This window comes from Flavivirga aquatica (genome assembly GCF_001747085.1).
In the GTDB taxonomy this organism is placed as follows: domain Bacteria; phylum Bacteroidota; class Bacteroidia; order Flavobacteriales; family Flavobacteriaceae; genus Algibacter_C; species Algibacter_C aquatica.
Genome location: NZ_MDJD01000034.1, coordinates 117,408 through 129,243, shown reverse-complemented (window position 1 = coordinate 129,243; position 11,836 = coordinate 117,408). Strand labels below are relative to the sequence as shown.

Sequence of the window (11,836 nt, the reverse complement as noted above, 5' to 3'; positions counted from 1 at the left end):
GAAAAAACAGATTCATGCTCGTTAAAACAATAAAAACTATTTTTTTACTCATTGATTTGTTCTTGTATTCGACCTTTAATTTGTTCTTATAATTTTTCTTTTAATGTTGTTGTTTCGCTTTCTTCTAGCCATCCTGATGATTGACACCTATCTTTTAGTGGTTCTCCCGTATTTATTATAGACAAGTAATCTTCAACAAAGAGACCTTGCTTATATTCATCATTTAAGCCTAATATATGCCCAAATTCATCCACCATAATGCGCTGCACAGGAAAATGTCCTTTATATATTGGTATAAAATCATCACTATCTAATTGCACATCTCCTGTAGTTGGATTTATATAGCTTATAGAAACTTTTCCTTTTTCAGTTTTTCTTACTTTAATTTCCCAATGTTTATTTACAGAATGACCTTCTTCCCCTGTATTAAAACGGACTTCGTTATACACTAAACTAACATCCTCAAGGGTTTTTATTAATTTTCCTCCCCATACCACTTGCATGTCTTCTTTAAATTGATCTATAAATGTTGTTTTTTCGTAAGTAGACCATTCTTCATCCTTACTTGAAATAAAGATAAATTGGATATCCATATAAATAATAAGGGTGTAATTTTTGGAGGAGTCATTTTGGGTAAAATACAAATTATAAGCGTTATTTGCGCTTGTTCCAAACAAACCTATTAATGGTAGGTTTCTTTCACTATGTATTAATGTTTCTCCGGGGCGAAGTTCAAACATATTTTATTTTCATTATTAATAGCTGTTGCTAATATAATGACTTATTTTCATACATAAAAAAAATTTATTCGTATAATAATCAGGTATTCTACCTACAATTCATGAATTATAAAAAAATAAAGAAAAAACATTCGTTCCTGTCAATTTTAATTTATCTATTTACGTTTTTTGCCATGATATTATAGACAAAAATCTCGATAAATCTTCAGGCATTTTTGTTATACTATCTATTCAGTAAGTTTCTCTTTTATAGCATGACAGTTTACTCTTTGCTACAAAACGATCTTTATACTATTGAAATCACTTAAACAATGTTTAAAGCCTTACTATTAATACATAAAAAAATCCCGCAAAAAGCGGGATTTTTTTAATTGGAAAATTAAAATAGGCTAGTCACTCAACTTATTTTGTTCCATTTAAAAATTTAGGTTTTATAATTAACATAGCCCATCCCCAGTTTTGTATATCTGCAGCAGCATCTTTAGTAATACCTTTAAGCTCATACATACCATCGCTAGCAAACATTTGTGAGTACCCTAACTTTAAAGTATACCCTTTAAACCCTTGAGAAAACACAAGATCTAGTTCTGTTCCTAAAGATTTTTCTCCACTAGGTAATTCCTTTTCTCCACTAAAATTTAATGCTTTTACTAAAAGGCTAGATTTTTCACCTAATTTAAAGTTAGCGCTTACGTGAACATCAAATAAACCTACAGAGTTTCCATGATTACCTACGTAAAAGTAATCCATAAATCCATTAAATTTATGATTGGTTCCATACAAAGGAAAGAACGCTCCAGTTTCTCCTGGATCTTCATCATTACCACTAATAACTTCAACACCTGCTCCTAAACCTACTTTAGGAGATACTTTATATGTTGCATCTAAACCTAAAAGGTACGCACTTTTTACATCTACTTTACCTTGTCTTTTTCCTGTTTGCACAAATGCATTTACTGCAAGACCAAAGTTTCCTGCCTTATAATTTAAATGTGTTCCTAAAGTTTGTAAATTGCTTGTTCCATCTGGAGCATCATCTACATCAAACTCTTGAAAACCATTATTTAACAATAATAAACTCCCTGAAAATTTCTCCCAAGCTTGTTTTAAATATAAATACTGCATCGATTTATAAGAAAAGAACCCTGTAGTATTGTACCCTGTCCCTACAGATTGAAATCCAGTAGGATTTGAATAATCTTGACTAAATGCTAAACCAACATCTATTATAAACTTATCCTTTTTATATTTTAATAACGCTGCATCATGGTTACGTCCTTGTTGTGCCCAATCTAACCCTCCAAATATTCTTTGGTCATCATAAGAAATCACTTGACGTCCTAATTTAGTAGAAAATCCTTCACCTAAATTAATGGCTGCCCATGCTTGAAATACAGCAAAAGAATTGTTTTGATCGTATGGTAAAATTTGTCTGTTTTCTCCCCAAACCAAAACATCTTGTAAACTAACATAAAACTTATATGCATCTGTAGTATATCCAGCATTTAAACGCATTCTTGTAGAGATACCAAAACCTGCATCGGCATCGTCTGCAATTAAACTCCCAAATCCATTTCTATACTCAGTTCTAGGTCTTAACTCACCATCCAAAGTAAATTGTGCTTGAGCAAATTGCATTATAAATACCAAAACCCCTACTAATAAATATTGTTTTTTCATTTTTTTAATTTTAAATTACTATTCTTTTTAATTTTGTAAATACTTTTTTACTAAAATTTATCCCCGTTTCTAGCAAATATATTAGTGAAATTACTATCTAATTATGACAAATATCATATTTACTTAAATTGACACTATTCTACTATCTATAATAGTGATTGTACTTCTTTTTAATGTTCCAAAAAGTCTATTAAATGCTTTCTGTATTCGTAATAATTATCATTTTCTAAAACCGCTTTACGCGTTCTTGGTCTTTCAAAATTAATATCCAAAATATCACCAATTTTCGCTTTAGGTCCGCTAGTCATCATCACAACTCGATCTGCTAAAAAAATAGCCTCATCAACATCGTGCGTAATCATAACTGCTGTAATTTTTTCCTTATTCCAAATTTCAATTAAAGTATCTTGTAATTCGCCTCTCGTTAACGAATCTAACATTCCAAAAGGCTCATCTAACAGCAAAACTTTTGGTTTTATAGCAAAGGCTCTTGCTATACCCACACGTTGTTGCATCCCTTGAGATAAATCGCTGGCTTTTTTATTAAATGCATCTTCTAAACCTACTTTTTGCAAATAATACTTAGCTATATCGTTACGTTGCGCTTTTGTAGCATCTGGAAACACTTGATTAACGCCTAGTAATACATTTTGAAGTGATGTCATCCATGGCATTAAACTTGGCGCTTGAAAAATAACACCTCTGTCTGGTCCTGGGCCTTTAATGTGTTTTCCTAATACCGAAATATGTCCTCCCGAAATTTCGTTTAATCCAGCAATCATTGACAGCATGGTTGTTTTACCGCAACCAGAATGTCCAATAATGGTAACAAACTCCTCTTTTCTAATTTGAAGATTTAAGTCTTCCAACACCACATAATCTCCTTTAGGTGTTGGGTACACCTTTTTAAGTTGTTTTAAATCTAACATAACCTCGTTAGAAGGAAAAACACCATTATGTGTTGCACGACTTGTTTCTTTTATTATACTACTCATAATTTCGGCTTTTTAAAACTGGTTAACAAAATCTTTTGGTGTTAAATCTGGAAGTATAATTTCTGCTTTAGCTTCAGATTTACGGGCATTACCAATATCCATTAAATACTCTATAATAGCATTTCTGGTTTTCTTATAACTTGGGTTGTCGTTTAACTCGGTTTTATCTCTTGGTCGCTCAATATCAATTCTAAATTCTGGTCCTAATGTTGCCTTTGGCCCAGGTTTTAGCGGAATAATACGATCTGCCATATAAAGTCCTTCATCTACATCATTAGTAATTAATAATGCTGTACGCTTATCTTTTCCCCAAATGTTTAATATTTCATCTTGAAGATTTCCACGTGTTAAAGCATCTAATGCACCAAGAGGCTCGTCCATAATAATCATTTCTGGCTTCATAGCTAAAGCTCTTGCTACAGCAACACGTTGACGCATACCACCAGATAATTCTTTTGGGCGTTTATTAATTGCTGGCGTTAAACTTACCATCTCTACATAATCTGCAACTATTTCGTTTAACTCTACTTTGCTTTTTTTAGGAAAAGCTTCTTTTACTGCCATTAAAATGTTTTGCCCAACTGTTAACCATGGTAACAACGAATAGTTCTGAAAAATAACGCCACGCTCATGGCTGGTTCCAGAAACGGGCTCGCCTTTAAATAATACCTCGCCACTTGTTGGCTCTAACAATCCATTAATAAGATTTACTAAGGTTGTTTTTCCACTACCTGTAAAACCTACTATAGCTACAAACTCACCTTCTTCTATAGATAAGTTAATATTAGAAAGTACTTGCGTAGCACTATCGCTTTCACCATATGTTTTATTTATGTTATTTAATTCTAAATATGCCATTTTTTATTGTTTATTAGTTGAATTGTTAATTTGCTAACTTATTTAATCGCTTGTTTCATTTACACGATTCTACAGTTTAACAAACCATCCTTATTTGGGCGTTACCACAAGGGTCGGGCTTTACGTTACAAGTCCTCGTTCGTACCTCACTGCGGGCTTTCCTCTGCTATCCCTAACGCAATCCAGTCAACAATCATCAGTCTCTCGATAAACCTAACAATCTCTTCCTGTTTACTAACTCCTTTTCCCATACAACTTCCTCATCACCATTAAATCCCTTCATTCTTATCAAAAGACACTGCGTTTTGTATGGTTAACATAATTCTGTCTAATAAAAATCCAATAATACCTATAACAAACATAGCTACAATAATTTTTGAATTAGAATCGTTTGCTCCATTTTGAAATTCTTCCCAAACAAATAAACCTAACCCTGGACTTTGCGCTAATAATTCAATAGCAATTAATACCATCCATGCTACAGATAAAGTAATTTTTAAACCTGTAAAGATTAAAGGTAAAGAAGATGGTAAAATAACTTTAAATACTTTTTGAAATGGTCCTAACTTTAAAACCTTTGCAACATTGATATAATCTTTATCTACAGATGACACACCCATTGCTGTATTAACTAATGTTGCCCACATAGAACATAAACCCACACTTATAAATGAAATAATAAATGAACTATCGTCGTTAGAGTCTATTAAAATAGTTTTTACAATCATAAACACTAACAAATACCATACTACTGGAGATACAGGTTTAAAAATTTGAATAAACCAGTTAAAAGCACTTTTTAAAGTAGGACTTAATCCTATAAATATACCTAATGGAATAGCTATAACTAAAGCTAATAGAAACCCTGCAAATACTGTTTTTAAACTCATTATAATTTGGTCTATAAATGAGGGTCTACCCGTATAGGTAATAGCTGCTTTACCTGCCGCTATTCGTTTAGCATTTAAAGCGGCAGTTTTTTGTATAAATGCCGCTTTATCTGCACTAATTATGTTATGATCTCTTAATAAAGACTTATAAGAATCCCACACTTGGCCAGGAGATGGCAAAGTATTAGGTTTACAACTTACATCTCCAGATGCAATACATGCACGCATAGCTTCTGCCGCTGTTTCTCCTTGATCTGTAAGCGCCTTTTCTATTTTAAAGTTAGCCTCTCTATTATATAGAGCCTTAGCTCCTGCATGCCACAAACCAATAAATAATAGTATGGAAGCAAGCGGTACAACTGCTTTACGCAAAAAGTTTTTAAAATCTTCTTTTCCTAGTTTACCGGTAAATAGATCTTTTAAAGTACTTAAAAACCCTAGCCCCATAAATTTGGTTACTTTACCTAATGTTATACTTTGCTTCATAACGTCTTATTTATCTTTTATTTATTATTGTACTGCTTTATCCTTGTTTCCTATTTTAAAGCTATTGATATATGAAATAGGATCTTTAGCATCGTAAGTTGTTCCATCTATAAAATCTGCTGTTACTGGCTTATAACCATCTGTTGTTGGAATATCTCCTGCTGGAATATGCCCTTCTTCTACTAAAAACTCTGCTGCTTTTTTCCAGATATCTGGTCTATATATATCTTTAATCGTTTTAGCATACCAATCTGCTGGTTTTGCTTCTGGAATTTGTCCCCATCTACGCATTTGTGTTAAAAACCAAATACCATCAGAGTAAAACGGATATGTTGCATTGTACTTATAGAATACATTAAAATCTGGCATCTCACGCTTATCTCCTTTTTCGAATTCGAAAGTTCCCGTCATAGAGTTTGCTAATACAGCTTCATCTGCACCTACGTATTGAGACATAGATAATATTTTTACAGCCTCTGCTCTGTTTCCTGGCTCATCTAACCATTTACCTGCTCTAATTAAAGCTTTTGTTACTGCTACTGCTGTGTTTGGATATTGCTCAACAAATTTCTTTGTCATTACAAATACTTTTTCTGGGTTATTTTTCCAGATATCATAATTTGTTGTTACTGGCACTCCAATACCTTTAAATACAGCTTGTTGATTCCATGGCTCACCCACACAGTATCCATAAATTGTTCCTGCCTCAAGTGTTGCTGGCATTTGTGGCGGTGGTGTTACAGATAGTAAAACTTCGGCATCAATTTGTCCTTGAACATTATCGGCAGTATACATCCCTGGGTGAATTCCCGCTGCTGCTAACCAATAACGTATTTCGTAGTTATGTGTCGATACCGGAAATACCATCCCCATTTTAAAGGCTTTACCAGAATTTTTATACTCTGTAATTACAGGTTTTAAAGCTTCTGCCTTTATTGGATGTACTGGTTTTCCATCGGCTCCTTTAGGTACATTTGGTTTCATTTTAGACCAAACATCGTTAGATACCGTAATACCATTACCGTTTAAATCCATTGAAAAAGGTGTTACCAATTCTGCTTGACGACCAAAACCTGCTCCTGCTGCAATTGGTTGCCCTGCTAGCATATGCGAACCATCTAACTGACCATCAATTACACGATCCAAAACATTTTTCCAGTTAGATTGTGCTTCCACTGAAACAAATAACCCTTCATCTTCGAAAAACCCTTTTTCTTTTGCTATGGCTAAAGGTGCCATATCTGTTAATTTTATAAACCCAAATGTTAATTGTGGCTTTTCAACATCCAAGGTTTTTGTTTTTGATGTCTTTTCTACAACTGCTTCTGCCGTTGTTTTCTTTTTATCACCTCCTCCACAAGAAAAAAATAATATTGAGAAAGAAAACAATAATGATGTTTTGGTAATTAGTGATTTCATATTAATAGTTTTTAATTATTTCTAAGTAATAATACTTATTTACTTTGCAAATATATAAGTAGTCCTAATTCTATTTTATGATTATCACCATGTCGAAACCTCTTTTTAACCCATATCTAAAACTGCTAAAAAACAGGTTTTAACTTTAACAAACTGAAAAAAAAATTATTAGCATAAGAAGAATACATACAAACTTGTCTACGTAGTTTATTTGATATAGTACTTATAATGGGTACATACGTACTTAGTTTTATGCGATTTGGGTTATGTGATTTCTCCCTACTGGTCGAAATGACTTAGAATATTAAATTATCTCTGGAATAAACTCTCAAGGTATTCTTTAGAATGAACTACTTCGACGCAGAGCGTATGAGGTATCAAAACAAACGCAGTTGATTCTTGTAAACTACCCTGTATTTACTTTCCCCCAATCCTTGACTTTGCAAAATACTTCTTAATCACTTCCTCGTTGGCATATTGACCTACCGTGTTTACATGATAAACACTTGACCAAAATTTACCACCCCATCATAACTTTTGCTTGACCTCTGGATGAAGTCGAAAAATATCTTTTGCAGTTATACTTTTCAAGTTCTTAGCTATTTTCTTTGCCGAAATCATCGGAACACTCTGGATAAGAGAATGGCCATGATTATCATCTAGTCCGATTTCCTAAAAATGAATCTCATAACGCTTTTCTATTTCAAGACAGATCCCTTTCAATCCTGAACATACTTTTTTAGTTAGTACATCTCTGCCATACTTGATGGGAAAAACAAAATGATATAGCAACAAACTCTTCTTATGACTCTTGAAAATATGCTCACTCATATTTTTAAAAATACATATCTTTACGAAACACCCAACGCAGAGCGCCGGGGAATTCTATGGATTAAATAAGTAGCTTAGGAATAGAAGCCGTTAAATAACTGTTGATATTATAAATCTGATAAGAAATACTTTTAGCTTGGAATTATAAATTAACAGATTGTCACGTCGCTTACTCCTCCGCAATAACGTGTTAAAAAAAGTATAGTCTATCGAATTTACCCCAACTACCTCACATCACTCTTAGCCTCCCTAACATCTCGAAATGTTGGAGAACCCTCGGTAATGCTTCCTGCTCCTTTTTTATTAATTTTGAAAATAACATCCTTTGTTGTGGTAAATAAAAGAACAGACCAAAAAGAGGTTTTTAGATATGGTTTCAAAAACACAAAAGCCTCATCTAATGTAAGCTCCTTTTCCTCATCTTCGGTATCTCTGGATTGATAACGTAATTTCACTAAAACCTTAAAGTCATCTTCAGAAGATAATGGTCTAACAAATATATTTCTTAAATTAGGCTTACCAATAGTTTTTGCCATTGTTAATTTAGCAAAACGCCCTTCTTGAAAACTTTCTTTTACTTGTTCCCAGAAAAGAACAAACACATCTTGGTATGGCATAAACTAAAAGTTGAGGATAAAATATTTTGATGTTTCAAAAGTAACATTAATAGTTTAATTAATAGATATGAACTTATCCTAATCACCACAACTATCTATTTAATTGTAATAAAAAAAATACCTTATACTCCGCAAATAATACATTAATAAATAAAAAATAACAAGACAAATCTTATTTATCTAAGGTTTTTAACCAGCCTTCTAGCGATAAAGCGATGTATTTTTTATCCTGACTATATGGATCGCCTCCTCCATCAAAATAATTCTGAATAGCCTCCATTGGAATAGTATCAGACATTTTTTTAGGTACATCATATTTATGATTACCATGAAAATCATGGCATTGTATACAGGTAGACCATGATTCTTTACTTATTAATTCTTTATGAGACTTATCTAAAGGGTCGTTTTCTATTTCTAAATCTTGGTGGCAGTTCATACAATAATTAACTGAAGCCACAGACACACGCTCTTCTTTATGCTCTGTATGACAGGTAATGCAAGTAGTAGCATCTATGTGTTTTACAGCTTCTTTAAATCTTGGCTCCGAAAACCGATAAGTTGGATGTCTATCATTTGGTCTATCATGGCATTGCAAACAATTATCAACAGTAACATCTTGTGTTCCAAAATCGACACCTTCCTCCCTAGCTCCTACGGCATAAGAAATATTAGATTGAACCTGTTGTAGCAAGTTTCCTTTAGCATCTGCATGACAAGCAAAACACGATAAATCTTCATGCCCTGTATTCATAGGTCCAATAGAAACATACTCATCTGTACTATTCAAGGTTAATAGATAAAACATAGTCCCTCCTAAAACCACACCAATAATACTACCAAAAAATTGTCTTTTACGTAACGGACTTATCTTAAACATATTTTTATAGATACTTTAGATTTAAATTTCAATAACAATCTTCTCACTTACAGGATAACTAATACATGTAAGTATTTCTCCATTATCCACATCACGATCCGTTAACAAATGTCCTTCAACCATTTTCACTTCGCCAGATACGCATTTTGCTTTACAAGTAGAACACATACCAGATCGACATGAATAAGGAATAACTATACTATTAGACATCGCTTGTTGCAATATAGATTTATCTCCTCTTACTTTTATTTGATGTTCTTCTCCTTCAATTTTTAAAGTAACTTCACTTAAAAGTTTTTTACCTGTAACTTTTACTACTGGCATTTTAAAAACTTCTATTTTTATTTTTTCTCTTTGAATTCCATTCTCTTTTAAAATAGCTTTTATTTTTTCCATGTAACCAAATGGACCACATATCATATAGGTATGCTCGCTATAGGATAATTGATGTTTTGCAAAAATCTCTCCTAATAACTTATTAGTAGCTAAACCTGAATGATAATTAGCCTGAGACTCTTTATTTGCAGAAATAATGTGCTCAACCGAAAACCTTTCTGGGTATTGATTTTCAAGAGCTTTTATTTCATCATGAAAAATAATTGATGCTATTGTTTGATTTGCATAAACCAATAATATATTAGAATCCTTCTCTTCGGTTAAAATAGATTTAACAATAGAAAACATAGGAGTAATTCCACTACCACCTGCAAACAACACATATTGTTTTTTTGCCTTACTTTCTGGTTCAATAAAAAAGGAACCCGCAGGGTCGTCAACTTCTAATTTATCACCTACCTTGAGATTATTATGCAGATAATTTGAAACCAAGCCCTTATCAACTCGTTTAATAGTAATTTTTAAATCCTTATCTGTATACGGGTTACTACTAAAAGAATAAGCTCGCTTATTAACTAACTTATCTATAGGTACATGAATAGTTAAAAATTGTCCTGGTTTATATTTTAATTTTTTAAAGAAATTTCCATTTTTGAAACATATACTTATTGCATCACTGGTTTCTTCTATAATATCTTTTACTAAAAGTTTCATATCTTAATTTATTTATAATAAAACACCATAATTATATGAAACACCATCATAATTGTAACTATTACAGATAGTGCCACATGAGTTATCATCCAGCCTTTAAACAATAAATCACTATTGCTTTTTATAACATCAAGATTAAAATAACCTAATAAAGTATTTGAAAAGAACACATATGATAGTAATAACAAATAACCATACCCTAAAGAGACACTATGTATATAAAAAAACAAAGGACTTAAAGCCCCTAACCATTTATGAAGATTTAATACCAACATCGCATATTTCCTGAGTTTTTTAATAACCCGTGTTGCTGTTAATAACCATTGAAACACAAGAAACAAAGCCAAAGCTAATCCAGACCAGCGTTTATACATTTCTTGCTGCTGGAGATCAAGTAACCACTCCCATTCTAACTTAAAAAAAAATTGCAAAAAGAAAGCACTAAGTAATACGACTCCAACCCAAGTGGATTTGTTATTTATTACCATAAACTATCAATAATTTTAATAAAAAAATAATTAGCAACTTGCCCATATCATAACTATAACGAAATGAGCAAAGCTGCAATCAACACTTAAACTTATTTTGTTACCATAAGGTGTTTCATCGTTTCATACGACGATATTTTCTTTACACTATCAAGAAAAACTTCTGCTGTTGGTAAATAATTACCCTCAGCTGGCCATTTATTTCCTATTTCTGGTTTCTCACTTTCTTTGAAAGCTTCAATTTCATTTAAATATTCTACATATATATCTACTGTGCCTTTAGCATACGAGTTTAAAACTTCCACAGTTTCTTTATACGTTAATGAATCTTTAGGGTATTGCCATGTCGTAGCTCCCATAACATCACCCAATTTCCAATCGGACTTTGTTGTTTGAGGATGATCATTATGACAACTTACACATGCACCAGCACTTGCTATATCTACAAACATAGCTGTGTGTAATTTTTGATCTTCATCATAAAAAAACTGAGGCTTTTGGTCTTTCTTGATTTTATCAAATAAATCTGCCTGTTTTCCTTCAAATTTATTTGCTGCATTCACAGGAAAATCAGAGCCCAAATACAATCCTAGTGGTATAGGGCTTTTTCTAATACTTGTTGCTACACCTCTTAGAAACAGAGCTGGTAATGGCCCTGCCTCTACATCATCCTTTCTCCAATCTTCATCAAATTTCATCCCTTGAGATTTCCCTTTACCAACAATAGCTTTAGTATATAATGTTCTGGTTACATCATTCTCTTTTGCAACCATTTCTAAAACTTCTTCTACAGAAAAAATATTTTCAGTTCCTTTTGTTGCCGATTTCTCTTCTGGAACGCCACCACATGAAACTAATACAGTGGTTCCAATTAACATTAAGGTCTTATATATTATCTTCAT

Annotated in this window: 12 protein-coding genes; all 12 read right to left on the bottom strand. The window is 32.5% G+C overall.

Annotation, left to right across the window (positions count from 1 at the left end; translation table 11 throughout):
- Positions 1-86 precede the first annotated feature (86 nt).
- Positions 87-740: a hypothetical protein gene (locus A8C32_RS06870; protein WP_069829709.1), complete on the bottom strand. Its 654-nt coding sequence runs from the start codon at positions 738-740 to the stop codon at positions 87-89.
- Positions 741-1,142: 402 nt separating this feature from the next.
- A complete protein-coding gene (locus A8C32_RS06865; protein WP_069829708.1) occupies positions 1,143-2,420 on the bottom strand; it encodes an alginate export family protein in 1,278 nt (425 codons plus the stop codon).
- A gap of 170 nt (positions 2,421-2,590) precedes the next feature.
- Positions 2,591-3,415: an ABC transporter ATP-binding protein gene (locus tag A8C32_RS06860; RefSeq protein ID WP_069829707.1), complete on the bottom strand. Its 825-nt coding sequence runs from the start codon at positions 3,413-3,415 to the stop codon at positions 2,591-2,593.
- A 12-nt stretch (positions 3,416-3,427) separates the two neighbouring features.
- Positions 3,428-4,273 carry an ABC transporter ATP-binding protein gene (locus A8C32_RS06855; protein ID WP_069829706.1) on the bottom strand — a complete coding sequence of 282 codons (846 nt, stop codon included), beginning with the start codon at positions 4,271-4,273 and terminating at the stop codon, positions 3,428-3,430.
- A gap of 269 nt (positions 4,274-4,542) precedes the next feature.
- On the bottom strand, positions 4,543-5,649 hold the full coding sequence (locus A8C32_RS06850; protein ID WP_069829705.1) for an ABC transporter permease: 1,107 nt from the start codon (positions 5,647-5,649) through the stop codon (positions 4,543-4,545).
- Positions 5,650-5,673: 24 nt separating this feature from the next.
- Positions 5,674-7,068, bottom strand: coding sequence for a CmpA/NrtA family ABC transporter substrate-binding protein (locus tag A8C32_RS06845; protein ID WP_069829704.1), 1,395 nt, complete (start codon positions 7,066-7,068; stop codon positions 5,674-5,676).
- Between the two features lie 528 nt (positions 7,069-7,596).
- Positions 7,597-7,689, bottom strand: a complete 93-nt coding sequence (locus A8C32_RS21440) for a hypothetical protein (RefSeq protein WP_432416491.1) — start codon at positions 7,687-7,689, stop codon at positions 7,597-7,599.
- A 434-nt stretch (positions 7,690-8,123) separates the two neighbouring features.
- A complete protein-coding gene (locus A8C32_RS06840; protein WP_069829703.1) occupies positions 8,124-8,516 on the bottom strand; it encodes a hypothetical protein in 393 nt (130 codons plus the stop codon).
- Between the two features lie 172 nt (positions 8,517-8,688).
- Positions 8,689-9,396, bottom strand: coding sequence for a cytochrome c3 family protein (locus A8C32_RS06835; RefSeq protein ID WP_069829702.1), 708 nt, complete (start codon positions 9,394-9,396; stop codon positions 8,689-8,691).
- Between the two features lie 21 nt (positions 9,397-9,417).
- Entirely contained in the window at positions 9,418-10,446 is a 1,029-nt protein-coding gene (locus A8C32_RS06830; RefSeq protein ID WP_069829701.1) for a ferredoxin--NADP reductase, read from the bottom strand.
- Between the two features lie 8 nt (positions 10,447-10,454).
- Entirely contained in the window at positions 10,455-10,934 is a 480-nt protein-coding gene (locus tag A8C32_RS06825) for a hypothetical protein (RefSeq protein WP_069829700.1), read from the bottom strand.
- Positions 10,935-11,026: 92 nt separating this feature from the next.
- Complete coding sequence (locus tag A8C32_RS06820; RefSeq protein ID WP_069829699.1) at positions 11,027-11,836, bottom strand: c-type heme family protein; 810 nt, start codon at positions 11,834-11,836, stop codon at positions 11,027-11,029.

Coding starts and splice junctions, on each gene's coding strand:
- A8C32_RS21440 (WP_432416491.1), bottom strand. CDS start 7,689: ATGATTTCGGCAAAGAAAATAGCTAAGAACTTGAAAAGTATAACTGCA.
- A8C32_RS06830 (WP_069829701.1), bottom strand. CDS start 10,446: ATGAAACTTTTAGTAAAAGATATTATAGAAGAAACCAGTGATGCAATA.
- A8C32_RS06860 (WP_069829707.1), bottom strand. CDS start 3,415: ATGAGTAGTATAATAAAAGAAACAAGTCGTGCAACACATAATGGTGTT.
- A8C32_RS06865 (WP_069829708.1), bottom strand. CDS start 2,420: ATGAAAAAACAATATTTATTAGTAGGGGTTTTGGTATTTATAATGCAA.
- A8C32_RS06820 (WP_069829699.1), bottom strand. CDS start 11,836: ATGAAGATAATATATAAGACCTTAATGTTAATTGGAACCACTGTATTA.
- A8C32_RS06840 (WP_069829703.1), bottom strand. CDS start 8,516: ATGCCATACCAAGATGTGTTTGTTCTTTTCTGGGAACAAGTAAAAGAA.
- A8C32_RS06845 (WP_069829704.1), bottom strand. CDS start 7,068: ATGAAATCACTAATTACCAAAACATCATTATTGTTTTCTTTCTCAATA.
- A8C32_RS06850 (WP_069829705.1), bottom strand. CDS start 5,649: ATGAAGCAAAGTATAACATTAGGTAAAGTAACCAAATTTATGGGGCTA.
- A8C32_RS06855 (WP_069829706.1), bottom strand. CDS start 4,273: ATGGCATATTTAGAATTAAATAACATAAATAAAACATATGGTGAAAGC.
- A8C32_RS06870 (WP_069829709.1), bottom strand. CDS start 740: ATGTTTGAACTTCGCCCCGGAGAAACATTAATACATAGTGAAAGAAAC.
- A8C32_RS06825 (WP_069829700.1), bottom strand. CDS start 10,934: ATGGTAATAAATAACAAATCCACTTGGGTTGGAGTCGTATTACTTAGT.
- A8C32_RS06835 (WP_069829702.1), bottom strand. CDS start 9,396: ATGTTTAAGATAAGTCCGTTACGTAAAAGACAATTTTTTGGTAGTATT.